Below are 25,319 nucleotides of genomic sequence, written 5' to 3' on the forward strand. Positions count from 1 at the left end.
CGTCCCGGCCTGGCCGGCGGCACGAATACGAAAAGGCCCGCCGCAAGCAATTGCGGCGGGCCTTTTTCCTGCGAAGGCCACCTCCACCGAAACCTCCGGCGGCGGAATCTGTCGCCAGGCGGACGCACCGGCGGCGCCCGGCCAGGCAGTTCAGTTGGTGATCGCGGTCACCACGTACTTGCCATCCTTGCGCTCCGCGGTGAAACGCACCTTGTCGCCGGCCTTGATCTTGGCCAGCAACGCCGGATCGGCGTCGTACACCAGCGTCATGGCCGGCAGGTCCAGCGCCTTGATGGCGTCGTGCTTGATGGTGACCTTGCCCGCGCCCGGGTCCACGCGCCGCACCTCGCCGCTGGCCTCGGCCTGCTGCGCGAACGCCAGCGGCGTGGCCAGCGACACGACGGCCATCGCGGTGGCGACAGCCATGGGCGTTGCGTACTTGCGGTTGAAAGCCATGCTTTATCCTCCGATTGCGACGAAAGCGCCATACCGGCCTTGCGGCCCGCGCACGCTTTCCACAATGCTAGGATACCGTCCTCGTGCAATAGTTTCCCCGCAATAACGCAACAATTCTGACGGTTGTTTGCAAAGGACGTTTCATGGCCAATCGCCTTTCAGTCATCGCCACCCGCACCGGAGACGACGGCAGCACCGGACTGGGGGACGGGTCGCGCGTGCCCAAGGACGCGGCCCGCATCGCCGCGCTGGGCGACGTGGACGAACTGAACAGCGTCATCGGCCTGCTGCTGACCGAGCCCATGCCGGCCGACGTGGCCGCCGATCTGCTGACGATCCAACACGATTTGTTCGATATGGGTGCCGAATTGTGCATTCCCGGCCATGTCGCGCTGGAAGACGCCCAGGTGGCGCACCTGGATACGCGGCTGGCGCATTACAACACGGCCCTGCCGCCCCTGCGCGAATTCATCCTGCCAGGCGGCTCGCGCGCGGCGGCGCAGGCCCACCTGGCGCGCACCGCCTGCCGCCGCGCCGAACGCGCCGTGGTGGCGCTGGCGCGCGAGGAAGCGGTGAACGCCCCTGTGCGGCAATACCTGAACCGGCTGTCGGACCTGATGTTCGTGCTGGCGCGCTATCTGAACCGCGAGGCGGGGCGGCCCGACGTGTTCTGGACCAGCCGGGTGTCGCGCCAGGCCACGGAATGAAAAATGCCCCTCGCGGGGCATTTTTCATTCTGGCGTGGCGATGATGCGGCCCTCAGTTGGGCACGCCCGCCGCATGCGCCTGCTCGTCGGCGTGGTACGACGAACGCACCATGGCGCCCACCGCCGCGTGCGAGAAGCCCATCGCATAGGCTTCGCGCTCGAACATCGCGAAGGTGTCGGGATGCACGTAGCGCAGCACTGGCAGGTGGTGTTCCGACGGCTGCAGGTACTGGCCGATGGTGAGCATGTCGACGTTGTGCTCGCGCATGTCGCGCATCACCTGCAGGATTTCCTCGTCGGTCTCGCCCAGGCCGAGCATCAGGCCCGACTTGGTCGGCACGTCGGGGTGCAGCTTCTTGAACTCGGCCAGCAACTTGAGCGAGTGTATGTAATCCGAACCCGGGCGGGCCTGCTTGTACAGGCGCGGCACGGTTTCCAGGTTGTGGTTCATGACGTCCGGAGGGCCGGCGTTCAGGATGGTCAGGGCGCGATCCAGGCGGCCGCGGAAATCGGGCACCAGCACCTCGATGCGCGTGCTGGGCGACAGTTCGCGGATGTGGGTGATGCAGTCGACGAAATGGCCGGCGCCGCCATCGCGCAGGTCGTCGCGGTCGACCGAGGTGATCACCACGTACGACAGCTTCATCGCGGCGATGGTGCGCGCGAGGTTTTCCGGTTCCTTGGTGTCGAGCGGGTCGGGGCGGCCATGGCCCACGTCACAGAACGGGCAGCGGCGGGTGCACTTGTCGCCCATGATCATGAACGTGGCCGTGCCCTTGCCGAAGCATTCGCCGATGTTCGGGCAGGACGCTTCCTCGCACACCGTGTGCAGATTGTGCTCGCGCAGGATGCGCTTGATGTCGTAGAAGCGCGACCCTGGCTGGGCCGCCTTGACGCGGATCCATTCCGGCTTCTTCAGGCGCTCGGCGGGAACGATCTTGATCGGGATGCGCGCCGTCTTGGCCTGGGATTTCTGTTTCTGCGTCGGATCGTACGCCGTTTCCGCGGGCGCGGCGGCGGCTTCGTTCGAGGGCACAGACGACTCGGCAAGCGTGGACATGGAACACCTTCACGACCGGCGCGCAGGGCGTTGCGGTCTGAGACAAAAGAGGACATTTTACCCCCTGTGCCCGAATCCACCCCGAAAGGCCCGACACCGGGCCGCGCCGGGTTATCGTCACGCCTGACGAATTCGCGCCGCCTCCCCTCATGTCCACCCTGTCCCCGCTCCGCCCCATCGTCCTGATCGCCCCCCGGCTGGATCTTGCGCCAGCCACCCGTGCCGTGCAGGCATGCGCCGAACGGCTGGCGCCCGCCGGCTACTACCTGGCCGCCGGCCCGTGGCGTGATGCGTCCCTGCTACCGCTACTGGCCCAACTGGCCCCGGCCGCGGCGCTGGTCATCGGCCCGCTCGACGACCCGCAACTGCGCGCCGCCGTAACGGCGCTGGAAATCCCGGTGGTGGAGACCTGGAGCCTGCCCGCCACCCCGCTGGACAGCCTGGTGACGATCGACAATACCGAGGCGGGCCGCCTGGCCGCCCGCCATCTGGCCGAAAAGGACCATGCCCGTGTCGCCTGTGTCAGCGCCGACACCCCGTGGGAACGGGCCCGCCGCGAAGGCTTCCTCGGCAGCGCGGCCGCGCTGGGGCTGGCCGTGGTCGCCGACATCGTGCAACCCGAGGCACAGCAGCTGAACGACGGCCGCATGGCGTTCCTGCGCCTGCTGGCCACCAATACGATCTTCGATGCGGTGTTCTGTACCTCGGACCTGCTGGCCGCCGCCACGGTGTCGGAGGCCCACAACCGCGACCTGCACGTGCCGCAGGACCTGGCGGTGCTGGGCTTCACCGAGGACGGCAGCGCGCCGCAATGGGTCCAGGGGCTGACGACGCTGGGCGTGGACGCGGCCGAGCTGGGCCGGCGTGCGGGGCAACTGCTGCTGGACCGGCTCGATGGCGAGCAGCCGGCCGGCACGCGGCTGACGCTGGATACGGTGTTCGAGGCACGCTTGAGTACCTGACCGGCGCGCGCGGCCGGGCCAGGAATCGATGGGGTCGGGCGTGCGGCGCGGCCTCGGACGCCGCTCAGGCGCCAGTCTCGTACAACGCTGGAAAGCCGCAGTCGCGCAGCATGGCGTCAGCCTCGCGCAGGAAAGCCGGCGTGGACGTCTCCGGCACGCGCGCCAGCCATTGCACTGCCTCTTCCTTGCGGCCGCGCAGCAACAGCATGCGGCCCAGGTGGAACATGCCGCGGAAATCGCCGCCTTCGGCGCAGCGCCGGTAGCAGTCGAACGCGCGTTCCAGATCCTGCTCGACCACGTCGCCCGTTTCGTAGAAGCGACCGACCACACCGATGGATTTGACGTGACCGCCCTGCGCGGCCTGCTGGTACAGCGCCAGCGCCGCCGCGCGGTTCTGCGTCACGCCGCCGCGGCCGCTCTTGAGCATGTGGGCGTAGTTGTACATGCCCCAGTCCAACCCACGGTCGGCGGCCAGCCGGAACCAGTACGCCGCCACGGTATCGTCCGCGGGCACGCCCCAGCCGTTTTCATAGCAGCGGCCGATCATGTTGATGGCCATGAGATGGTCGGCATTGGCGGCGCGCTTGAACCAGGCCAACCCTTCGGCCTGATCCTGTGGCACGCCAACGCCATCGAGCAGCATCTGGCCGAAGATGGTCTGCGCCTCGACCAGGCCCATTTCGGCCGCCGCGCGGATCCAGGCGGCATACTGCGGCGCCGGCCCGGCGCGCAGGGCGGCCAGTTGCTCGGGCGTGGTCGCGGCCACTTCGGCCGGCGTAAAGCTTGTCTTCATGCGGGTGTTGTCCTTGCCTGGCGCCACAAGCGGGCCAGGTTGCGGGCCAGCGCGTCGCCCACCTCGGTGGGATCGCGCCGCACGCTACAGGACGCCATGTCGACCGTGCGCAGGCCGGCATAGCCGCAGGGATTGATGCCCAGGAACGGCGCCAGGTCCATCGCCACGTTGAGCGATACGCCGTGATAGGCGCGGCCATTGCGGATCTTGATGCCCAGCGCGGCGATCTTGGCCAATTCGCGGCCGCCGTCGGGGTCGGGCACATAGACGCCCGGCGCGCCGGGCTTGCGGCAGGCGCCGGCCACGCCCATCGCATCGAGCGTATCGATCACCGCCGTTTCCAGCAGGGCCACGTATTCCTTCACGTACATGTCGACGCGGCGCAGGTCGAACAGCGCATACGCCATCACCTGGCCCGGGCCATGATAGGTGACCTGGCCGCCGCGATCGCACTGGACCAGGGGGATGGCGCCCGGGTTGAGCACGTGCTCGGGCAGGCCCGCCTGCCCCAGGGTATAGACCGGCGCATGCTCGCACAGCCAGATTTCATCGGGCGTCTCGGCCGACCGCTGGTCGGTGTACGCCTGCATGTCCCGCCACACGGACAGGTAGTCCGCCGGCCGCGCGAGCCACTTGATCACAACCGCTGGCCTTACAGGACGATCGACACCATCGGGTGGCCGTGCAGGGCCTGGTAAAGGCCGTCGAGCTGTTCGCGCGAGGTGGCGCGCACCGTGAAGGTCAGGCCCATGTAATTGCCACCCTTGCTGGGCCGCATCTCGACCGTGGCGGCATCGAAGCCCGGATCGAAGCGCAGCACGACTTCGGTCAGCGTCTGCGCGAAGTCGGGATGATGCTTGCCCATGACCTTGATGGGGAAGTCGCTGGGATACTCGATGAGGGATTCTTCGGGCGGAATATGCATGATGGATGGCCTGGGGCGTCAATACATCTATATGGGGGCAGGCATCGAGCAGGCAAGGCCCGCCGCCGGGGCGCGCGGCGCGGGCGGCCGCCAGGGCCGCCCCGCGGGGCCTAGAGCGCGGCGATGCGGGCATCATAACCCGCACGCAATTGCTCATAAACGGGGCCGGGCTTGCCGGCTCCCACCGGACGGCCGTCCAGCGAAACGATCGGCAGCACTTCCTTGGTGGCCGAGGACAGCATCAGCTCGTCGGCCTGCGCCACCTCGTCCTGGGTCAGGCGGCGCGCCTCGAACGCAATGCCGGCCTCGGCCGCCAATTCGCCCATCAGGCCGTAGCGGATGCCTTCCAGGATCAGGTTGTTCTTGGGCGGCGCCAGCAGCTTGCCACCGGAGACCACCCAGATGTTGGTGGACGAACCCTCGGTGAGGAAGCCGTCGCGGAACTGCAACACCTCGTCGACATGGGCGTCAACCGCCTGCTGCTTGGCCAGCACGTTGCCCAGCAGCGACACCGACTTGATCTCGCAGTGCAGCCAGCGTTCGTCGGGGATGGAAATGGCGGACAGCCCCTGCGCGCGCACCGCGGCCCCGGGCGGCGCCCATGCCGAGATCATGCCGAACACCGTCGGCTTGACCGGCTCGGCCGGGAACTGGTGGTCACGCTTGGCCACGCCGCGCGTCACCTGGAGATAGACGATGCAGGTGTCCAGGTTGGTCCGCTCCAGCAATTGCTGGATCAGGTTGATCCAGCCGCTGCGGTCGAACGGTTGCGCGATGCGCAAGGCGGCCAGGCTGCGATCGAGGCGGTCGAGGTGTTCGGCCATGCGGAAGGCATTGCCCTGGTACACCGGGACGACTTCGTAGATGCCGTCGCCGAAAATGAAGCCGCGATCCAGCACGGAGACCTTGGCCTCGTCCACGCGCAGAAACTCACCGTTGAGATACACCTGGCTTTCGCCCGGCACGCCCGGAATCATGACGCACTCCTGAATTTGAAATGGAACAGGGGCGCGCCGCCGGCCCGCCCCGGAAGAATGCAAAACGGGCGTTTCGCGCACGAAACGCCCGTTGCTAGCTTACACCCGCGGCCGCGCCCGCGGCGGGTCCGCTTACTGGAACCAGCGCTTGACGGTGTCGACCATGCGACCGAAGAAGCCGGCGCGTTCGACGGCGTCCTGCACCACCAGCGGCTCGGTGCGCAGCACCTTGCCGTCGAGCGTGAACTGCAGCGTGCCGACCTGCTGGCCCTTGGTCAGCGGGGCGATCAGGGGATCGGTGCGCTGCGCCACCGGCTTGAGGTCGCCGGCCTTGCCACGCGGCACCGCGATCGAGACCGGGTTGGGCGGGCCGAGCTTGACGTTCTCGGCGGTGCCTTCCCAGACGCGGGCGTCGATGCCGGGCTGGCTCTTGTCGAACAGCTTGACCGTGTCGAAGTTCTGGAAGCTCCAGTTCAGCAGCTTCAGGCTTTCCTCGGCGCGGGTGGCTTCGCTGTCGGTGCCCACCACCACCACCAGGATGCGGCGGTCGCCGCGCACCGCGGTCGACACCAGGCAGTAGCCGGCCGAATCGGTGTGGCCCGTCTTCATGCCGTCGACCGACGGGTCGGCCCACAGCAGGCGGTTGCGGTTGGGCTGGGTGATCTTGTTGTAGGTGAAGCTCTTCTGCTTGTAGTAGTGGAAGAACTGCGGATGATCGGTGATCAGGTGCGCCGACAACGTGGCCAGGTCGCGCGTGGACGTCATGTGCTGCGGATCGGGCAGCCCGGTGGCGTTCATGAAGTGGGTGTTGCGCATGCCCAGGCGCTCGGCCTCCTGGTTCATGAGCGTGGCGAACGCGGCTTCGCTGCCGCCGACCGCTTCGGCCAGCGCCACCGAGGCGTCGTTGCCCGACTGCACGATCATGCCCTGGTTCAGCTCATCGACAGTGACCGGCTTGCGCGGCTCGATGAACATGCGCGAACCGCCGGTGCGCCAGGCGTGCTCGGACACGGGCACGGTCTGCTCCAGCGTCAGGCGCTTTTCCTCGAGCGCATTGAACACGACGTAGGCCGTCATGATCTTGGTGAGCGAGGCCGGCTCGACCTTCATGTCGGGGTTCGACGCCGCCAGGGTCTGGCCGCTGTTCACGTCGATCACGATCCAGGCCTTGGCCGCGATGGTCGGCGCGGGCACCGCCGACACGTCGCCCACCGGCACCACGCCCGCCGCCGTCGGCGCGGGGGCCGTGGCGCCCGCGGCTGCCGGCGCCGCGGCGGGCGCCTGCTGGGCCCAGGCCGGCAGCGAGGCCGCGAGCATCGCCGACAGCACCGCGCCGGCGAGGGCGCGACGAGCAAAGACAACGGGGGAGTGAACAGAGTGAGGCAAATTCTTCATCGGCAACGTGGGTCCAGGAAAGACGCCCGCTGGCGCGGGGCAAGTGGCTGACAATTATAGGCAGTCGATGAGACCCGTCCGGCCCGCGATGGGTTCCTCGGGCAGCTAAAACATGCAACCTGATGCAACGCGCCGCATTGCGCGGCGCGCCATTCAGTCAAGCTTGACCTTCAGGTGCGCCTGCACCAGCTGGCGCAGCACCAGCAGCTTGCCGTGGAAAAAATGCGAGGCGCCGGGGATCACCACCACCGGGATCGAACGCGGACGGGCCCAGTCCATGGCCTCGGACAGCGGCACGACTTCGTCCTCTTCGCCATGCACCATCAGCGTGTCGCCGGGCACCTGGACCTCATGCGACTGGAAGCGGTTGACGGCCGGCCCCATCAGCATCAGCGCGCTGGGCAGTACCGTGTCGCCCTGGTCGGCCAGCGCGGCGTAGGTCTGCGCGGCAACCGCGGTGCCGAAGGAAAAGCCGGCCAGCACCCACGGCGCGTCCGCCAGTTCCGGATGACGCTCGCGCATTTGCGCGACCACCGCCAGCATGTCCTGGGTCTCGCCCACGGACTTGTCGAATTCGCCTTCGGACAGCCCGACGCCGCGGAAATTGGGGCGCACCGCCACCAGGCCGTGCTGGACGCAGGCGCGCGACAGCGTGGTCACCACCTTGTTCTCGCGCGCGCCGCCCTGCAACGGATGCGGATGCAGCACCAGGGCCCAGCCCCGCGGCGTGCCGTCAGGCCAATCCACGGCGCAGTCGATGCGGCCGGCGGCTCCGGTAAAGGCGTGGGTTTCTGTGCTTGCGGGCATATCGGACTCGTGCTGCTTGAAAAGGAAGAATGTTAACCGCCGGGCCGGGCCGCGGCCTTGGGCTGGCCGGCCAGCCATTGCGCCAGCTGGTCGGCGGCATCATCGGTGGCCTGGCGCAACGCGGCCACGCCGCCGGCGGCGTCCTGCGTGGGCGCCGGCGCCTGTGTCGCGATGCGCACCTGGCCAACCACGTTGCGGCCATTCAGCAATACCGCCTGCAGCAGCACGCGGCCTTCGCTGGCGGAACCATCCGGCGTGAACACCTGCTCGAACTGCGACAGGTAGACCTGCAACTGCGGCGTCTGGCCGCTGGCGCGCTCGGCCAGCACCGGCCCCTGGCGCGACAGCCGCTCGATCAGGCGCTGGCGCACCAGGTCGGACGGCGACGAGGCCCAGCGATAAGTGGCATAGGATTGCGGCGCGGCGCTGTCGCCAACGCGCCAGATGACGCCGGTGCCGGACAACGCCGGCACCGCCGAGAACACCAGCGCCATCGGCTCGCGGGCCGGCAATTGCGGCGCCGGGCGGGCATCCAGCCCCAGGTCGAACACGGCGGGTGGCGCGCCCACGCGGCCCACGCCGCAGCCGGCCAACGCCAGCGTCAAAGCCAGGGCCAGGGCCTGAATCGCACTGCGCATCTTCATTTCTGCTGTCTCCCAAATCCGGCGAACCCGGCCTCGCCGGGACCGGGCGCGGCCGGCGGCGGTCCGAACAATAGCGATTGTGGCGTGTTGTCCACGCGACGCAATGTGAAGGTCGCCCCGCGCGCGGCCTCGCTGACGCTGGCCGCCATGCTGGTGACGGCCGGCAGCGTCTCGCCATCCAGGCGTGAGGCGGCAAAGGCAATGTCGTTCAAGCTGCGCGTGGCCGCGGCCAGCGCGCCGTCCGGCGCATTCAGGCGCGCCAGCGACTGGCGCGCCTGCTGGGCCAGGTCGGCCACCTCGCGCGCCGCGCGATCCGCCTGCCGCGAGGTGCTGCCCAGCGAATCGACCAGGGGCCCCAGCTTGGCCAGCGCCGGCCCGAGGTCGCGGCTGGCTTCCTTGAGCGAGTGGGTGATGTCGGTGGCGTTCTGCAGGCTGGCGGTCAGCGCCTGCACGTTCTGCTCGCTCAAGAGGCGCCGCAGCTGCTCGGTGGCGTCCTCGACGTTGGAAATGAGACGCCCGCCGCGCTGCTCGATGCGGTCCAGGAAACCCGGGCGCAGCGGGATCGCGGCCGGGTTGGCGGCGCTCGACGCCAGCCGCTTGAACGAACTGCCATCGTCGCGCAGTTCCACGTTGGCCATGCCCGTGACGCCCTGCACACCCAGCTCGGCCCAGGTCGACTCGGTGATGGGCGTGTTCGGCGCGACACCGATGCGGATACGCACCTGGCCGGGCTTGTCGGGGTTCAGCGCCAGCGACTGCACCTTGCCCACCGGCACGCCCTGGTAGCGCACGGTCGACTGCGGATTGAGCCCGCTGACGGCCGTTGCCGAGATGATTTCATAGGTTTGCAGTTTGGTCCGGTCGCGGCCGATCCAGACGGCCACCAGCGCAGCGGCGGCCAGCAGCACCAGCGTGAAGATGCCGGCCATGAGCGCGTGACTACGGTTTTCCATGATGCGTTCCCTTCGGCGCCATGTCCCCGAGCGCGCGCAAGCCGCGCTCGCCCAGGAAGAATGTATGAATGAACGGGTGATCGACCTTCAGCACTTCCGGCACCGTGTCGCACACGATCACCCGCTTGTCCGCCAGCACGGCGACACGCGTGGCCAGCGCAAGCAGCGTGTCCAGATCGTGCGTCACCATGACAACGGTAAATCCCAACTGCCGGTGCAGGCTGCGCACCAGGTCCACGAATTCATCCGAACGCAGCGGGTCCAGCCCTGCCGTGGGTTCGTCCAGGAACACCAGCTCCGGGTCCAGCGACAGCGCGCGCGCCAGCGCCACGCGCTTGACCATGCCGCCGGAAAGATCCGACGGCCGCTTGCCGGCATCCTGCGCCGACAGGCCGACCATGGCCAGGCGGCACATCACCACGTCGTGCACCAGGTCCTCCGGCACCGTGCGCAACTCCCGCAGCGGCAGCGCGACGTTGTCGTACACCGACAGCGCCGAGAACAACGCGCCCGCCTGGAACAGCATGCCCCAGCGGTAGGACAGGCGCCGGCGCTCGCCTGGCGTCAGTTCGGACAAGGTATTGCCCAACACCTGGATGGTACCGGCGGCCGGCTGGTCCAGCCCGATGATCTGCCGCAACAGCACCGTCTTGCCCGTGCCCGAGCCGCCCACCAGCACCAGGATCTCGCCGGGAAAGACGGTCAGGTCCAGGTTGTCGTGCACCACGTGGTCGCCGAAGGCCGTGCGCAGCCCGCGCACGGTGATCACGGGCGCGACCGTGATGTTCTCCTCGGTAAACAGGCGATGCTGTGCGGCGCCGGCCATCAGATGCCCACCGAACTGAAAATGACGGCGTACAGCGCGTCCAGCAGGATCACGCCGGTGATCGAGGTGACCACGGAGGTCGTGGTGCCGCGCCCCAGGCTTTCCGTGTTGGGCTGGATGCGCAGGCCGAAATGGCAGGCGATCAGCGCGATCAGGATGCCGAAGGTCACGCCCTTGAGGATGCCGATCCAGTAATTGGTCAGGGAAATGGCGTCCGGCAGGGACTGCAGGAACCACTGCGCCGACACGCCCAGCTGCACCTGCGCCGCCAGCATCCCGCCCAGGATTGCCATGGCGTCGGTCCACAGCACCAGCAGCGGCATGGTCACGGCCAGCGCCACCACCCGCGGCAGGATCAACCGCTGGCCGTGCGAGATACCCATCACCAACATCGCATCCAGTTCCTGCGTGACTCGCATGACGCCGATCTGCGCAGTGATGGCCGACCCGGAGCGCCCGGCCACCAGGATGGCGGCGAGCACCGGCCCCAGCTCGCGCACGATCGACACGCCCAGCAGCCGGACGATGAAGCGGTCGGCGCCGATCATCTGCAATTGCTGCGCGGACAGGTACGACAGCACGACGCCGATCAGAAAGCCCACCAGCGCCGTAATGCCCAGCGCCTGCGCGCCGGTGCGGTAGACCTGGGCCGAGATCTCGCGCCACGGCCCGCGCGACGGCCGGCTCAACATGCCAAAGAGATCCAGGACCAGCTGCCCCAGCATGGTCAGCAGGGCGCGGCCGTTCTCGCCCGCCTGCAGCACGGCGCCGCCCAGGGCGCGCAGCCAGCCCCAGGCCGGCTCGGGACGCGGCGGCGCCTGCTTGCCGCCCTTGTTCGTCGCCAGGGCGGTGAACACGTCCTGCTGGCCGGCGGACCACCGCACGCGTTCGGGCAATTTCTCGCCCCAGGCCTGCCAGATCAGCAGCGCGCCGATGGTGTCGAGCCGGCTGATGCCCTGCAGGTCCCAGCGCGCCCCGGCGTCGGCGGCCTTCGCCATTGCGGCGCGGCGGCGCTCGACTTCGCCCGGCTCGGCCAGCGCCAGCACGCTCCAGTCGCCCCCGACATGGCACACGCCGGCTTCCTGGCGGAAGGGCGGCGCGGCGCGGGGTGCGGACGGGGCGGAATGCGGCATGTAGCGGAATACCGATGCAAAATGTATCCACAATCATATACGCTGGGGACGACAGGCCGCGAGCGCGGCCCGCGCGTGCCCTACAATCGCCGCCATGCCCGTTCACGTCCGCCCCACCGACCTGCCCGCGCCAGACGATCTGGCCCGGATGCTGGGTTCGCGCCTGCCCGCCTTCCAAGACATCGCCTGGACCGCCAGCACCGGCTCGACCAATGCCGACCTGCTGGCGCGCGCCCGCACGGGCGCCGGCGTCGGCAAACCCTGGCTGCTGGGCACCCATCTGCAGGAAACCGGGCGCGGCCGCGCCGGCCGTCCCTGGCAGAATCGCGTGGGCGCGGCGCTGATGTTCTCGTGTGCATTCGATGTGCACCTGCCGGCCGCGCAATTGCCGGCCCTGTCGCCGCTGGCTGGCCTGGCCGCCTGCGAGGCGCTGCGCGCCGTGGCCGGGCCCGGCGCCGACGGCCTGTGCATGAAATGGCCCAACGACGTGCAGTGGCACGACGCCAAGCTGGCCGGCGTGCTGGTCGAGACCACCCGCAACCCCGGAAGCCGCGAAACCGGCTATACCGTCGTCATCGGCATGGGCGTGAACCTGGTCGACGCCGACGCCTTGTCGCAGGCGCTGGGCCGCCAGGTCGCCGACTGGACCTGTGTCACGGGCCACGCCCCCGGCCACGCCGCCACCGCCGCCGACCTGGTCTGCGCCGCGGCAACGGCCTGGCATGAAGCCGTCCGCACCCTCGAACGCGACGGCTTCGACGCCTTCGCGCGGCGCTTCGACAAGGTCGACGCGCTCGCCGGCCGCGCGATCAACGTGCTCGACAAGGGCGACGTGATCCTCAGCGGCACCGCCTGTGGCGTCGACGGCCAGGGCCGCCTGCTGGTGCAAACGCCCCAGGGCGCCATGCCGATCTCGGTCGGTGAAATCTCGATTCGACGCCAAGCATGATCATCCTCATCGACTCAGGCAACAGCCGTCTCAAAGTGGGTTGGCTGGATCCCGGCAGCCCCGACATGCCGCGCGAACCGGCCGCGGTCGCCTTCGATGGCCTGGACCTGGACGCGCTGGACCGCTGGCTCGGCGCCCTGCCGCGACGGCCGTCACGGGCGCTGGGCGTGAACGTGGCGGGTGCAGAACGCGGCGCCGCCATCGCCGCCGTGCTGCAACGCCATGGCTGCCCGGTCACCTGGGCCACGTCGCAGGCAACCACGCTGGGATTGGTCAACCGCTACAAAACACCGTCGCAACTGGGCGCGGACCGCTGGGCCTCGTTGTTGGGCGTGCTGTCGCATCTGCCTGGCGCCCATCCGCCCTTCCTGCTGGCCAGCTTCGGCACCGCCACCACCATCGACACCGTGGGGCCGGACAACGTTTTCGCCGGCGGCCTGATCCTGCCGGGCCCGGCCATGATGCGCAACGCGTTGGCGCACGGCACCGCCAACCTGCCGATCGCGGAAGGCCAGGTCGTACCCTATCCCACCGATACCCACGAAGCCATCGCCTCCGGCATCGCCGCCGCCCAGGCCGGCGCGGTGGTGCGCCAGTGGCTCGCCGGCCGGCAACGCTATGGACAGGTGCCGCAGATCTTCGCCGCGGGCGGCGGTTGGCCGGAAGTCCACCAGGAAATCGAACGCCTGCTGGCGGATGCCGGCGGCGCATTCGGCGCCGCGCCGGTGCCGACCTACCTGAACCATCCCGTCCTCGACGGATTGGCGGCCATGGCGCGCGCCAACCCGGCCACGGGCGCCTGATCCAAAGGCCACGGCATGCGCGTGCTCTTCATCCTGATCCTGCTGGCCAATCTCGGCGTCTATGCGCTGGGCCAGGGGTGGCTGGGCGCTCGGCCCGAAGACGAAGGGCGCGACACACGGCGTTTCAGCCAGGAATTGAACCCGGGCGCGGTTACGCTGGTGCCGCGCAATCCTGCCTGACCCGCCCGGCGTCAACCCAGCCAGGGCGCCAATGCGTCCATGGTCCGCGCCGTGGCGCCCGAATGGCTGGCGAACCATGCCCGCGCCGCCTGACTGGCAGCCTGCCGCGCGGCGGGGTCCTCCAGCAGCGCCAGCGCCGCCGCCACGGCCTGGTCGGGGTCCGGCTGGCGCTGCGCGGCACCAGCCTCGATGGCATCGCTGGCGGCCTGCTCGAAATTGAAAGTGTGCGGTCCCACGATCACCGGCACGCCGGCGGCGCAGGCCTCGATCAGGTTCTGCCCGCCCAACGGCGCAAAACTGCCGGCGACCACGGCCACGTCGGCCGCGGCGTAATGGAATGCCATTTCCCCAAGGGAGTCCCCCAATACCACGACCGTGTCCGGTCCAGGCACCTGTCCGGACGACCGCCTGACATAAGCCACGCCGGCCTGCTCCAGCAGCGCCGCCGCGGCATCGAACCGCTGCGGGTGGCGCGGAATCAGCAGGAACAGCGGTCCACCGGGCAGGCCGGCGCGATGCTTGAGCGCATCGATGAAGGGTGCATCCTCGCCTTCGCGGGTGCTGGCCAGGGCGATCACCGGCCGGCCCAGGCTGGCCCGCCAGGCCTGCCCCGCCCGCACTTGCGCCTCAGGCAGCGACAGATCGAACTTCAGGTTGCCGGATACGCGAGGGCGGGACACGCCGGCCCGGGCCAGCCGCCCGGCGTCCGCCGCGGTCTGCGCCAGCACCATGTCCAGGCCCGCCAATGCCTCGCGCATGACGCCGCCCATCCGGCCGGACTGACGTAGCGAAGACGCCGAAAAGCGGGCGCTGACCAACGCCATCGGTACCGCCGCGCGCCGCGCCGCGGCCAAAAGGTTGGGCCAGATTTCGCGTTCCACGAGAATGCCGCAACGGGGCGCCGTGGCGGCCATGAAACGCCGCGTCGCGCCCGGAAAATCATAGGGCAGCCAGGCCTGTCGCAATTGGCCCCGGGCGATCGCATCCGCGAACAGACGCGCACCTTCGGCCCGGCCGGTTGCGGTGATATGAGTCAGCAGCACTGGCAGGCCGCGGTCCAGCAGCGCTTGCAGCAACGGCTGCGCGGCGCGCGTCTCGCCCAGGCTGACGGCATGCACCCAGACCGGCGCATCGGCGGCGCGGGCCGACCGGATCTTGCCGAACCGCTCTGGCGAGAAGATTTCCCATTCGCCTCCCGCGCGTTTGGCGCGGCGGGCCATCCATAGCCAGACCAGGGGCGCGAGCGCCCGCAACCCCAGGGTATAGACGGCCCGGTTCATCAGTGAGCAGCCAGCGCCTGCTCGACCGATGCCATCACGGCCTCGCGCGATGGCGACGCGCCGCGGTCGCCCAGGCTGGCCGTGTAGTTCGAGCCGACCAACGGCGTGCGCACCGGCGTGGAAGCCCGGTAGATGCCGATAGTGGGGCGCCCAAGCGCGGCCGACAAGTGTGTCAGTCCGCTGTCCAGCCCGACCATCAGGCGTGAACCGGCCAGCAGCCGGGCCACCGACGTCAGGTCCATGCGTGGCATCACCTCGACGTCTTCCATGCCAGCCACCAGCAGACGCGCGCGCTCGGCCTCCTGCTCGTTGCCCGCCAGCAACTTGAGCGCACAGCCGGCGTCGCGCAGCCGGCGGAAGACGGCGCGCCAATCATCCTCGGGCCACAGTTTGTCGTCGCGGCTGGCCGACGGCATGATCACCGCGTAGCCGCGGTCGGTATCCAGATGGTGCAGGCGTGGCAATTCCGTCGCATCCAGGCCTTCGCTGGAGATTTCGTGGACGGCGTCGGCGTTGTCGCGCCCCTGGCCGGACGCGCGGGAAAACGCCTGCAGCCCGAAATCGGGTTGACCACCATATTGGTATCCAAAGGTCAGCGACGCCAGTTTGCGCTGACGAATGACCGCGGGCTGCCAGAACTCCACCCGATGGCGGACGTTGTAGAACAGCGATGCCAGCGGTTCCCGCGCGGAACGCCAATCCAGGCCATGGCGCACGCCTTGCGCCTGGCGCACCAGCCAGGCGGATTTCAGCAAAGCCTGCATATCCAGCACGATGTCGTACCGCTTCGAGCGCAGGCGCTCTTTCAGCGCCTGGCGTTCGGCCCGCACCTGGCTCGACCACCAGGCCTTGCGCCACCGTCGGTGGGCCACCTTGATGACCTCGTTGACAGCGGGGTGCCACGCGGGGATTTCAGCGAAGGCTTCTTCGGCGATCCAGTCGATTTCAGCGTCCGGCACGTGGCGGGCGATGTCGGAAATGGCGGGCAGCATGTGCACCAGATCGCCTAATGACGACGTACGGACAATGAGAATGCGAGTTGGCATCGATTGGAAAAGGCGGGTTGTGCGCTCGTAACGCAGCCCGGTCTTCAAGTATTATTACGCTCTATTCCGGGAGGGGCTGTCGAATTATCCCGGCAATTTACAACAAAACAACCTATTCTCCCGATGACCGCTAATCCAGTTACCGACCGCAAGGTTCGTTTCGCCCTGGTAGGGTGTGGGCGTATTTCCAAGAACCACATCGGAGCCATTGCTCAGCACAGCGACCGTGCGGAGCTGGTGGATGTCTGTGACACCAATCCCGCCGCGCTGAAAGCCGCCGCGGAAGCCACCGGTGCGCGTCCCTTTGCCTCACTGACCGAATTGCTGGCCCATACTACGGCGGACGCGGTCATTCTGGCCACGCCATCGGGTCTACACCCCTGGCAGGCCATTGAAGTCGCGCAATCCGGCCGCCATGTGGTCAGCGAAAAACCCATGGCCACCCGCTGGGAAGATGCCAAGCGCATGGTGAAGGCGTGCGACGACGCAAACGTGCGCCTGTTCGTCGTCAAGCAGAACCGCCGCAACGCAACGCTGCAGCTGCTCAAGAAGGCCATCGACAGCGGCCGCTTCGGCCGTATCTATATGGTGACGGTCAACGTTTTCTGGACCCGTCCCCAAGACTATTACGATGCCGCCCGCTGGCGCGGCAAGTGGGAGTGGGATGGCGGCGCCTTCATGAACCAGGCGAGCCATTACGTCGACCTGCTCGATTGGCTGGTGGGTCCCGTGGAAAGCGTGTACGCCTACACCGCCACGCTGGCTCGCCGCATCGAAGCCGAAGACACCGGCGTGGCCGCGATCCGCTGGCGCCATGGCGCCATGGGCTCGATCAACGTCACCATGCTGACCTACCCGCAGAACCTGGAAGGCTCCATCACCATCCTGGGCGAAAAGGGCACCGTGCGCGTGGGCGGGGTCGCCGTCAACCGCATCGACGAATGGAAATTCGCCGACGAGCATCCCGACGACGCCAAGATCCGTGAAGCCAACTACGAGACCACGTCGGTCTACGGCTTTGGCCATCCGCTCTATTACGACAACGTCATCCGCGTGCTGCGTGGTGAATGCGAACCCGAGACCGACGGACGCGAAGGCCTGCAGTCGCTGGCCCTGCTGACCGCCATCTACCGCTCCGCGCGCGACGGCCTGCGCGTACCGCTGCCGCTGGACTGAGCATCATGAGCATCCATTCCACCGCTATCGTCGACGACGGCGCGCAGATCGGCGCCGGCACCCGCGTCTGGCACTGGGTCCACGTTTCGGGCGGCGCCGTCATCGGCGAGGCCTGTTCGCTGGGCCAGAACGTCTACGTCGGCAATCGCGTCAAGATCGGCAATCGCGTCAAGATCCAGAACAACGTCTCCGTCTACGACAACGTGACGCTCGAGGATGACGTGTTCTGCGGCCCCAGCATGGTGTTCACCAATGTGTACAACCCGCGCGCGGCCATCGAACGCAAGAATGAATACCGCGATACGGTCGTGCGCCAGGGCGCCACGCTGGGCGCCAACTGCACCATCGTGTGCGGCTCGACCGTGGGCCGCTACGCCTTTGTCGGCGCCGGCGCCGTGGTCAACCGCGACGTGCCCGATTTCGCCCTGGTGGTAGGCGTGCCCGCCCGCCAGATCGGCTGGATGAGCCGCCATGGCGAACAGCTGGACCTGCCGCTGACCGGCAGCGGGCAGACCACCTGCCCGGCAACCGGCGACCAATACGTACTCAAAGACGGCGTCTGCCAACTGGTGTGAGACAACATGCAATTCATTGACCTGAAGAAGCAGTACCAAGTCCTGCGCGACCCGATCAATGCACGTATCCAGGCCGTGCTGGATCATGGCCAGTACATCATGGGTCCCGAGGTCAAGGAGCTGGAAGCCGCGCTGTGCGCCTATACGGGCGCCAAGCACTGCATTACGGTCGCCTCCGGCACCGAAGCGCTGCTGATCGCGCTGATGGCCCTGGGGGTGAAGGCCGGCGACGAAGTCATCACCACCTCGTTCACGTTCGTGGCGACGGCGGAAGTCATCGTGCTGCTGGGCGCCGTGCCGGTGTTCGTGGATGTCGAGCCTGATACCTGCAACATCAAGGTTTCGGAAATCGAGGCCAAGATCACGCCTCGCACCAAGGCCATCATCCCGGTGTCGCTGTACGGCCAGTGCGGCGACATGGACGAGGTCAATGCCATCGCCGACAAGCACGGCATCACCGTCATCGAAGACGCCGCGCAGAGCTTCGGCGCCACCTACAAAGGCAAGAAGAGCTGCAACCTGTCCAAGATCGGCTGCACCAGTTTCTTCCCGAGCAAGCCCCTGGGCTGCTACGGCGACGGGGGTGCGCTGTTCACCAACGACGACGAGCTGGCCCAGGCCATGCGTGAAATCCGCGTGCATGGCCAATCGGCCCGCTATTACCACACCCGCATCGGGGTGGGTGGCCGCATGGACACGCTGCAATGCGCCGTGGTGCTGGGCAAGCTGGAGCGCTTCGAATGGGAAGTGGAACAGCGCATCAAGATCGGCGCGCGCTACCAGCAGTTGCTGGCCGACCTGCCGGGCGGTGCCCGCACGGTCACGGTGCGTCCGGATCGCGACAGTGTCTGGGCCCAGTTCACGGTCATGGTGCCCAATCGCGAAGCCGTGATCGCGCACCTGAAGGAAGCCGGCATCCCGACGGCAATCCACTACCCGCGGCCCATCCACGCTCAACCGGCCTATGCCGCATTCGCCGCGGCCGAAGGCGCCACGCCGGTGTCCGACACCCTCGCCGCCACCGTCATGAGCCTGCCGATGCACCCGGACCTGGATGAAGCGACCCAGGATCAGATCGTCGCCGCGCTGCGCGCAGCACTGGGCTGATGTCCTGCTGGCACGGTGCCCACCGCGGCGCCGTGCCAGACACACCGCCACACCCCTGGCGGCGACACGCTACGATGTCGGCATGAATATCCTGCTTATCAACCATTACGCCGGTTCGCCTCGGCACGGAATGGAATTCCGGCCGTATTATCTGGCCCGCGAATGGGTGCGACAAGGCCATCGCGTCACCATCGTCGCCAGCAGCGTCTCGCACCTGCGCCAGCAGAATCCCGCCGTTTCATCCCCCGTCACACGTGAACAGATCGACGGCGTCGATTATCTCTGGTTGCGCACCCACCCCTACGCCGGCAATGGCGCCAAGCGCCTGCTCAATATGCTGCAGTTCACGGCAAAGGTCCGCGGCATGGCTCGCGAACTGGCCGCGGACCTTCCCGATGTCGTCATCGCCTCGTCGACCTATCCTTATGACATCTGGCCCGCCGCGAAAATCGCCCGCATCGCCGGGGCCAAACTCGTCTACGAAGTCCATGACCTCTGGCCATTGACGCCGCGGCTGCTGGGCGGTTTTTCCGAACGGCATCCCATGATCTTCTCCATGCAGCTGGCGGAAGACTACGCCTGCCGGCATGCCGACAAGGTCATCTCCCTGTTGCCTGGCACCGCGCCGCATCTGCAAGGCCGCGGCATGGCCCCGGACAAGTTCGGCTACATCCCCAACGGATTCGATCCCGCCGAAACCGCTCGTGCGCTGCCTCCCCCCGTCGAAGCGCGCATCACCGAATTCACGCGCCAATTCAAGGCCACCTGCGTCTATGCCGGCGGCCACGCCGTATCGAATGCGCTGGATCCGATGATCGAGGCCGCGGCAAGACCGGAATCCGCGAACGTGGGATACCTGCTGGTCGGCAAAGGCGTAGAGAAGGCACGCTTGATGCAGCGGGCTCAATCATTGGGCCTGAAGAACATCCTGTTCCTGGATCCGGTGGAAAAACCCACGATCCCGACCCTGCTGTCCCTCGCTGACATTGCCTACATCGGTTGGCACGACAGCCCGCTCTACCAGTTCGGGACCAGCCCCAACAAATTGTTCGACTACATGCTGGCGGGACTGCCCGTCGTTCACGCCACGAGTTCCCCTTACGACCTGGTGAGCGACGCGGATTGCGGTATCAGCGTCCCCGCGGATGACGTGCCGGCCATCGCCGGCGCAATCAGCGACCTGGCCAACTTACCAAAAACTGAACGTCAAGCATTGGGGGCACGTGGAAAGGCCTTTGTGCAGCAACGCCACAGCTACCCCTTCCTGGCTCGCCAATTCCTCGAGTCGCTTGGCGATGCCGTGCATGGCTCCACTACAATCCCGGTTTCGCAACGTCCTTAGCCGCCAGGCCACGAACATGTCTTTCATTCCCTTCGCACTACCTGACATTGGCGACGCCGAAATCACGGCCGTCACTGAAGCCATGAAGTCGGGGTGGCTCACTACGGGGCCCAACGCCCGAGCGTTCGAGCAGGAATTCGCGGCCTTCATCGGCAGTGGCGTGGAAGCCGTGGCGGTGAACTCGGCAACCGCCGGCCTGCACCTGGCCCTGGAAGCCATCGGCGTGGGCGAGGGCGACGAAGTCATCACCACCACTCACACCTTCACCGCCAGCGCCGAAGTTGCCCGCTACCTTGGGGCTGAACCCGTGCTGGTGGACATCGATCCTGATACCTTTTGTGTCAGCCCCGAGGCCGTGGAGCGTGCCATCACGCCGCGCACCAAGGCGATCATCCCGGTGCACTACGGTGGCCTGTCCTGTGACATGACCGCCATCCTCGACATCGCCCGCCGCCACGGACTGCGCGTCATCGAAGACGCGGCGCACGCCCTACCCTGCACCTGGAAAGGCGAACTGATCGGCGGCCTGGCCAGCGACATCACGGTCTATAGCTTCTACGCCACCAAGACCCTCGCCACCGGCGAGGGCGGCATGGTGGTCACGCGCGATCCGGCACTGGCCAAGCGTTGCCGCGTCATGCGGCTGCATGGCATCGACCGCGATGCCTTTGATCGCTTCACGTCGAAAAAGCCGGCGTGGTACTACGAAATCGTGGCTCCCGGATTCAAGTACAACCTGCCGGACACCGCCGCGGCGATGGGCCGCATACAGCTGGCGCGGGTGCGAGAAATGCGCGACCGCCGCGCCGCCATCGCCGCACGCTACGACAACGCATTCGCCGATCTGCCGCTCACCTTGCCGCCAAGTCCCGAACGGCTGGCCGCTCGCGGCTACGACGTCAGCGACACACACGCATGGCACCTGTATGTATTGCGCCTGTCCGCGGACGCGCCGATCGGCCGGGATGATTTCATCGTGCGCATGACGGAAGCCGGGGTCGGTTGCAGCGTGCACTACGTACCGTTGCATCTGCAGCCCTATTGGCGTGACCGCTACGGCCTTCAGCCCGGCATGTTCCCGCATTCGCAACGGGCCTACGAATGCATGGTGAGCCTGCCGATCTATTCACGCATGACCGATGATGAAGTCGCGCGTGTCATCAGTGCCGTCGAGACGCTGCTTCGCCGCCGATGAAACGGTTGTTCGACTTTGTCGTTTCCCTGCTGGGCCTGATCGTCCTGTCACCACTGTTCCTGGTCATCGCGGTGGCCATCAAGCGCGACTCGCCCGGCCCGGTGTTTTTCCGCCAGGTGCGTGTAGGCAAGGACGGCCGGACCTTCCGGATCCACAAGTTCCGCAGCATGACGGTCAGCACCGCTGGCAATTCGAAAGAGATCACCGTTGGCGGTGACGCCCGCATCACGCGCACGGGAGCCTGGATCCGCCACTGGAAGCTGGATGAACTGCCTCAGCTCATCGACGTACTGGCCGGCAGCATGAGCGTGGTGGGTCCACGTCCTGAAGTGCCCCGGTATGTCGCGCTCTATCCCGACGCGCAACGACGCGTCGTGCTGTCAGTGAAACCAGGCATTACCGACTTGGCATCCATCCAGTTCCGGCATGAGAACGAGCTGCTGGCGCGCGCCAGCGATCCGGAACAGGCCTACCGCGAACAGATCCTGCCCGAAAAACTGCGGCTCCAGAGTGAATATGTGCGCACGCGCTCCTTCATCGGCGACATGAAAATCCTTGTCGCGACTTTCGCCGCCATTTTCAGGCGGTAAATATGTGTCCGAATACGTGTGCCAATCACGAAATCGGACTCATTGATACATATTGATTCAGTCCGAGAAACGTGACCGAAATATCGGCTGTGTTAGGCTGTTGCTAGACTGCCGTCTGACTCAATATATAAAAAATCCGGCATCAGATTGACTACCCATTCCGAACCCTCGTCAGCGGCAGATTCCGCATTCCAGACCGGCACCGCATCATCACTGAGAGTCGCGCTTCTGGGCGCGACGCGAAGCATACATACCGTACGATGGGCCAATGGCCTGAGCGAACGCGGCTACGACGTGCATCTGCTGTCGCTTGACGATCCTTCCTCGGACATCGCGGCAGCAGTCCATCAATACAAATTGCCCTGTGGCTCCCCCTGGGGATACTTCCTGGCTGTTTTCAAGCTGCGTCAACTGCTCTCCCGGATCAAGCCCGACCTGCTCAACACTCACTACGCGACCGGCTACGGCCTGCTGGCGCGACTGTCGGGCTTCCTGCCGAACCTGCTGTCGGCCTGGGGCAGCGATATCTACGACTTCCCGAACAAGAGCCGCTGGCACCATGCCGCACTGGGCAAGACCCTGGACCGCGCAACGGCGCTCGGTGCGACCAGCCACGCCATGGCGATTAAAATGCGTGAGTTGTCCAGCACCCCCATTTTTGTCACGCCCTTCGGCATCGACGAGCACCAATTCACACCCAGGCTTGTAAGGAATCCGTCAGACCACATTGTCATCGGCACGGTGAAGACACTGGAGGCGATTTATGGGATCGACACCTTGATCCAGGCGTTCGCAAAGCTCAAGGTCCGGCTTGCCATGACGCACCCCGATCTGGCTGATCGGCTGATGCTGCGGATCTATGGCGGCGGCAGCCAGTTCCACATGCTTGCATCGATGGCCGAAAGCCTCGGGCTCACGGATTGCGTCGAACTCAAGGGGCAGATTCCGCATGCCGACGTACCATCCGCGCTGGGCCAGCTGGACATCTATGTGGCGTTGAGCCGCCGCGACAGTTTTGGGGTGGCAATCCTGGAAGCCTGCTCGAGCGGGCTACCCGTCGTCGTGTCCGATGCGGATGGCCCCGCCGAGGTCGTGCTCGATGGCGTGACGGGCTTCGTCGTGCCGATCGAAGATGCCGATGCCGCCGCCCGCAAGCTCGAAACCCTGGTCCTGGATGCGCCGCTGCGCGCCCGGATGGGCGCGGCCGGCCGCGAACGCGTGCGCGACCGCTACAGCTGGGATCACAGCCTCGACCTGATGCAGTTGGCCTACCGGGAAACCTTGCGCATCCACCACGGCCCCACGGCGCACGGCGCGTCATGACGCTGCTGATCGCCCTCGTCATCCTGAGTTTCTCGACCATTCACCTGCTCGAGTACCTCAGCTATTACGCCCGCATCGCCGGCCGGCTCGCGGGCAAGCCGGTCACGGGGTACGCCGTTCAGAACGCCACGACCACGATCACGCGCTTCTTCTATCTGGCGCTGATGCCCCTGCTGGGATTCCTGATCGACAAGCAGATCCCGGTTGTCACCTACCAGATGATGGGACTGGGCGCGCTGGCCGGCGCCACGGTACTCTCGCTGCTCGCATTCTTCATCCGTTTCCACTGGATCACCCTGCTGGCGAATTTCATCCAGCGGCGCAGCGCCAAACCGAAGCTGCGCACCGCCGACGTGCGCAAGCAGCTGGAAACGCCCTCCAGGTTCCCTCGCGCGCGCATCATCGTACTGGCGGCGGCAGTGTTCCTTTGCTATGCGGTTGGCGTGCTCGTGTCGTACTACTTTGCCCTGGTGTTTCACGACTACCGCAGCACCATTTCGCAACTCTCCGGCATCGTGAACGGATTCGCCACCGTGCTGCTCACGTTCGTGCTCGAGCCCCGCATCGCCACGATAGTGGACGACCATCCCACCCACGACGTCTACCATGCGGTACAGGCCATGCTGACGGGCCGCCTGCTGGCAGTCGGCATCCTGGCGCCAACGCTGTTCTGGAGCCTGGGCAATGCGCTCGGCTGACACCAGGACAACTCGCCTGGCCGATCGGCTCATGCTGGCCGCCTTCGCGTTGTGCCTGGCCGGCTCGTCGATCTATGTGCCCTATCCCCTGCGCCCATTCCATTGGGGGTTGGCGTTTTTCGTCGTGGCCCTGGCCATCGCTCCATCCTGGCGCATTGTGGCGTGGAATACCCGCCTGAAGCTGCCGGTGCTCATTCTCGTGCTTCTCCTGGCACTGCAATCCCTTTGGGTCGTGGCGGACGACCGCTACACCCGATACACCATCTACCTCCTGATTGGCGCGGCTTCCGCCATACTGGGCGAAACGATCGCACGCCGACCCAAACCGTTTCTGTTCCTGTTCCCCGGGCTGTTGGCTTACTGGTTCATCACCGCCTACTTTCCCGCCTTCGACACCTGGACCGAAGCGCAGCGGTTCCGGCCGCGCTACCTGCTGACCGGCGGCGTATGGAACAACATCAACGACATGGCCACCGCGCTGGTATTCGCCAACCTCATCTGGTTGCTCTGTCGCCGACGCCTTTCGTTACTGCTGTTCGGCGCGTGCTGGTTCTACGCACTGTTGCTCAATCGACGGGCAGACATGGCCGCCGCCCTGGTGCTGGGCATCATGTACCTGGTGTGGCTCGTGGACGGCGACCGGCTGCGGGAACGCCTGAAATTCCTGGCCACCTGTGTGCTGGCGACGCTGGCCGCGCTCCCGCTGCAGAGCGAACCCCTGCATCTGGTTTCCCTGCCAACCATCCAGGCGACGGCCCCGCCTGCCGTCCCGTCCCCCGGCGGAATCCCGCCAACCCATGTTGCTCCCCCCGTCATGGCGGCGCAGCCCGCCATGACGGAGACGCCACCGGCGCCTGCCTCCGGCATAGGACAAACCCAGCCCCTGGCCCCGACGATGGCGCCCCCGCCGGGCGCCGGCACTCATGTCGCACCGGTGCCGCTGCCCGAGACCCACCATGCACCACCGCCTGCGCCGACTGCGAACGTCAGCATCAAGGCGCAGGATGGAGATGAATCCTCCGCCTTCCGCGCCAGGCTCACCATGGACATGGTGGCGGAATGGCGGGCAATGCCCTGGTGGCAATGGCTCACCGGCCTGGGCGCCGGACAATTGAACCTTATCTGGCCCGGCAACAAGGCGCCGTGGGCGTCGCCTCATTTCTTCTGGCTGGAAATGTTCTTTCATGTCGGGCTGGGCTGGTTCCTGTTGCTGGGCTGGCTGATGTGGCGGCTGGACTGGCGAGGCCGGATCAGCTTGCTGGTCGCCGGCATCGCCGGTCTCGCCCCCAGTTCCATGGTCTATTTCCAGCCATTCTGGATATTCCTGGGTGTGCTGGCGGCCACTTTGCCCACAAAGCGCCCGGCGATATCCCAGCGCGCTGTCGACCAGCACTGACGGCTTGGCCCTCGGTTTGAC

Annotated in this window: 28 protein-coding genes; 14 read left to right on the forward strand and 14 right to left on the reverse strand. The window is 66.9% G+C overall.

Going from position 1 to position 25,319, the window contains the following annotated elements; genetic code table 11:
- Positions 1 to 150 precede the first annotated feature (150 nt).
- Positions 151 to 456, reverse strand: a complete 306-nt coding sequence (locus tag AT699_RS29715) for a copper-binding protein (protein WP_006389749.1) — start codon at positions 454 to 456, stop codon at positions 151 to 153.
- Positions 457 to 599: 143 nt separating this feature from the next.
- On the opposite strand from AT699_RS29715, the gene AT699_RS29720 reads away from it, so the two are divergent.
- Positions 600 to 1,163 carry a cob(I)yrinic acid a,c-diamide adenosyltransferase gene (locus AT699_RS29720; RefSeq protein ID WP_024070722.1) on the forward strand — a complete coding sequence of 188 codons (564 nt, stop codon included), beginning with the start codon at positions 600 to 602 and terminating at the stop codon, positions 1,161 to 1,163.
- A 52-nt stretch (positions 1,164 to 1,215) separates the two neighbouring features.
- On the opposite strand, the gene lipA is transcribed toward AT699_RS29720, so the two are convergent.
- The gene (lipA, locus tag AT699_RS29725) at positions 1,216 to 2,223 is read right to left on the reverse strand and encodes a lipoyl synthase (RefSeq protein ID WP_047993157.1); all 1,008 of its coding nucleotides are present in this window, start codon (positions 2,221 to 2,223) and stop codon (positions 1,216 to 1,218) included.
- Positions 2,224 to 2,372: 149 nt separating this feature from the next.
- Between lipA and AT699_RS29730 the strand changes: the two genes are divergently transcribed.
- On the forward strand, positions 2,373 to 3,185 hold the full coding sequence (locus AT699_RS29730; protein ID WP_054443615.1) for a substrate-binding domain-containing protein: 813 nt from the start codon (positions 2,373 to 2,375) through the stop codon (positions 3,183 to 3,185).
- A gap of 64 nt (positions 3,186 to 3,249) precedes the next feature.
- Here the strand turns inward: AT699_RS29730 and AT699_RS29735 are convergent, their stop codons facing one another.
- The 10 genes from AT699_RS29735 to AT699_RS29780 all read right to left on the reverse strand — a co-directional run bounded on the left by AT699_RS29735 (position 3,250) and on the right by AT699_RS29780 (position 11,638).
- Entirely contained in the window at positions 3,250 to 3,978 is a 729-nt protein-coding gene (locus AT699_RS29735; RefSeq protein ID WP_006389745.1) for a tetratricopeptide repeat protein, read from the reverse strand.
- Positions 3,975 to 4,619, reverse strand: coding sequence for a lipoyl(octanoyl) transferase LipB (lipB, locus tag AT699_RS29740; RefSeq protein WP_024070725.1), 645 nt, complete (start codon positions 4,617 to 4,619; stop codon positions 3,975 to 3,977). The genes AT699_RS29735 and lipB overlap by 4 nt, the downstream gene beginning before the upstream one ends.
- 11 nt (positions 4,620 to 4,630) lie before the next feature.
- On the reverse strand, positions 4,631 to 4,903 hold the full coding sequence (locus AT699_RS29745) for a DUF493 family protein (RefSeq protein ID WP_006389743.1): 273 nt from the start codon (positions 4,901 to 4,903) through the stop codon (positions 4,631 to 4,633).
- Positions 4,904 to 5,013: 110 nt separating this feature from the next.
- Positions 5,014 to 5,880, reverse strand: coding sequence for a D-amino acid aminotransferase (locus tag AT699_RS29750; protein WP_006389742.1), 867 nt, complete (start codon positions 5,878 to 5,880; stop codon positions 5,014 to 5,016).
- Positions 5,881 to 6,012: 132 nt separating this feature from the next.
- Complete coding sequence (locus tag AT699_RS29755; RefSeq protein ID WP_109421475.1) at positions 6,013 to 7,275, reverse strand: D-alanyl-D-alanine carboxypeptidase family protein; 1,263 nt, start codon at positions 7,273 to 7,275, stop codon at positions 6,013 to 6,015.
- Positions 7,276 to 7,428: 153 nt separating this feature from the next.
- Positions 7,429 to 8,082, reverse strand: coding sequence for an alpha/beta hydrolase (locus AT699_RS29760; RefSeq protein WP_006389740.1), 654 nt, complete (start codon positions 8,080 to 8,082; stop codon positions 7,429 to 7,431).
- Positions 8,083 to 8,114: 32 nt separating this feature from the next.
- Positions 8,115 to 8,726 (reverse strand): ABC-type transport auxiliary lipoprotein family protein, encoded by a 612-nt coding sequence (locus tag AT699_RS29765; RefSeq protein WP_024070727.1) that lies wholly within the window; start codon positions 8,724 to 8,726, stop codon positions 8,115 to 8,117.
- Positions 8,723 to 9,679 carry an MlaD family protein gene (locus tag AT699_RS29770; RefSeq protein ID WP_026382054.1) on the reverse strand — a complete coding sequence of 319 codons (957 nt, stop codon included), beginning with the start codon at positions 9,677 to 9,679 and terminating at the stop codon, positions 8,723 to 8,725. Before AT699_RS29770 ends, AT699_RS29765 begins: the two co-directional genes overlap by 4 nt.
- A complete protein-coding gene (locus tag AT699_RS29775) occupies positions 9,666 to 10,505 on the reverse strand; it encodes an ABC transporter ATP-binding protein (RefSeq protein ID WP_006389737.1) in 840 nt (279 codons plus the stop codon). Before AT699_RS29775 ends, AT699_RS29770 begins: the two co-directional genes overlap by 14 nt.
- Positions 10,505 to 11,638, reverse strand: a complete 1,134-nt coding sequence (locus AT699_RS29780) for an MlaE family ABC transporter permease (protein ID WP_026382053.1) — start codon at positions 11,636 to 11,638, stop codon at positions 10,505 to 10,507. Before AT699_RS29780 ends, AT699_RS29775 begins: the two co-directional genes overlap by 1 nt.
- Before the next feature lie 94 nt (positions 11,639 to 11,732).
- Here AT699_RS29780 and AT699_RS29785 point away from each other — a divergent pair, with 94 nt between their 5' ends.
- Genes AT699_RS29785 through AT699_RS32055 form a run of 3 tightly spaced genes read left to right on the forward strand, consistent with a single transcriptional unit; the run spans position 11,733 to position 13,570 of the window.
- On the forward strand, positions 11,733 to 12,587 hold the full coding sequence (locus AT699_RS29785; protein WP_054497989.1) for a biotin--[acetyl-CoA-carboxylase] ligase: 855 nt from the start codon (positions 11,733 to 11,735) through the stop codon (positions 12,585 to 12,587).
- Positions 12,584 to 13,390: a type III pantothenate kinase gene (locus tag AT699_RS29790; protein ID WP_006389734.1), complete on the forward strand. Its 807-nt coding sequence runs from the start codon at positions 12,584 to 12,586 to the stop codon at positions 13,388 to 13,390. The genes AT699_RS29785 and AT699_RS29790 overlap by 4 nt, the downstream gene beginning before the upstream one ends.
- A gap of 15 nt (positions 13,391 to 13,405) precedes the next feature.
- Positions 13,406 to 13,570 (forward strand): hypothetical protein, encoded by a 165-nt coding sequence (locus AT699_RS32055; protein WP_006389733.1) that lies wholly within the window; start codon positions 13,406 to 13,408, stop codon positions 13,568 to 13,570.
- Between the two features lie 11 nt (positions 13,571 to 13,581).
- On the opposite strand, the gene AT699_RS29795 is transcribed toward AT699_RS32055, so the two are convergent.
- A complete protein-coding gene (locus AT699_RS29795) occupies positions 13,582 to 14,850 on the reverse strand; it encodes a 3-deoxy-D-manno-octulosonic acid transferase (protein WP_006389732.1) in 1,269 nt (422 codons plus the stop codon).
- Entirely contained in the window at positions 14,850 to 15,896 is a 1,047-nt protein-coding gene (gene waaC, locus AT699_RS29800; RefSeq protein ID WP_035184361.1) for a lipopolysaccharide heptosyltransferase I, read from the reverse strand. Before waaC ends, AT699_RS29795 begins: the two co-directional genes overlap by 1 nt.
- Positions 15,897 to 16,019: 123 nt before the next feature.
- On the opposite strand from waaC, the gene AT699_RS29805 reads away from it, so the two are divergent.
- The 9 genes from AT699_RS29805 (at position 16,020) to AT699_RS29845 (ending at position 25,298) form a co-directional block, all read left to right on the forward strand.
- Complete coding sequence (locus AT699_RS29805; RefSeq protein ID WP_006389730.1) at positions 16,020 to 17,072, forward strand: Gfo/Idh/MocA family protein; 1,053 nt, start codon at positions 16,020 to 16,022, stop codon at positions 17,070 to 17,072.
- A 5-nt stretch (positions 17,073 to 17,077) separates the two neighbouring features.
- A complete protein-coding gene (locus AT699_RS29810) occupies positions 17,078 to 17,647 on the forward strand; it encodes an acyltransferase (protein ID WP_006389729.1) in 570 nt (189 codons plus the stop codon).
- A 6-nt stretch (positions 17,648 to 17,653) separates the two neighbouring features.
- Positions 17,654 to 18,754 carry a DegT/DnrJ/EryC1/StrS family aminotransferase gene (locus tag AT699_RS29815; RefSeq protein WP_006389728.1) on the forward strand — a complete coding sequence of 367 codons (1,101 nt, stop codon included), beginning with the start codon at positions 17,654 to 17,656 and terminating at the stop codon, positions 18,752 to 18,754.
- Positions 18,755 to 18,836: 82 nt separating this feature from the next.
- Complete coding sequence (locus AT699_RS29820) at positions 18,837 to 20,096, forward strand: glycosyltransferase family 4 protein (RefSeq protein ID WP_054499591.1); 1,260 nt, start codon at positions 18,837 to 18,839, stop codon at positions 20,094 to 20,096.
- 16 nt (positions 20,097 to 20,112) lie between these two features.
- Positions 20,113 to 21,291: a DegT/DnrJ/EryC1/StrS family aminotransferase gene (locus AT699_RS29825; protein ID WP_006389726.1), complete on the forward strand. Its 1,179-nt coding sequence runs from the start codon at positions 20,113 to 20,115 to the stop codon at positions 21,289 to 21,291.
- Positions 21,288 to 21,881 (forward strand): sugar transferase, encoded by a 594-nt coding sequence (locus AT699_RS29830; RefSeq protein ID WP_006389725.1) that lies wholly within the window; start codon positions 21,288 to 21,290, stop codon positions 21,879 to 21,881. Before AT699_RS29825 ends, AT699_RS29830 begins: the two co-directional genes overlap by 4 nt.
- A gap of 147 nt (positions 21,882 to 22,028) precedes the next feature.
- Positions 22,029 to 23,204 (forward strand): glycosyltransferase family 4 protein, encoded by a 1,176-nt coding sequence (locus AT699_RS29835; RefSeq protein WP_006389724.1) that lies wholly within the window; start codon positions 22,029 to 22,031, stop codon positions 23,202 to 23,204.
- A complete protein-coding gene (locus AT699_RS29840) occupies positions 23,201 to 23,902 on the forward strand; it encodes a lipid II flippase family protein (RefSeq protein WP_024070735.1) in 702 nt (233 codons plus the stop codon). Before AT699_RS29835 ends, AT699_RS29840 begins: the two co-directional genes overlap by 4 nt.
- 31 nt (positions 23,903 to 23,933) lie before the next feature.
- Positions 23,934 to 25,298, forward strand: a complete 1,365-nt coding sequence (locus tag AT699_RS29845; RefSeq protein WP_024070736.1) for a hypothetical protein — start codon at positions 23,934 to 23,936, stop codon at positions 25,296 to 25,298.
- Positions 25,299 to 25,319: the final 21 nt, after the last annotated feature.

The sequence above is a fragment of the Achromobacter xylosoxidans genome, from assembly GCF_001457475.1.
In the GTDB taxonomy this organism is placed as follows: domain Bacteria; phylum Pseudomonadota; class Gammaproteobacteria; order Burkholderiales; family Burkholderiaceae_B; genus Achromobacter; species Achromobacter xylosoxidans.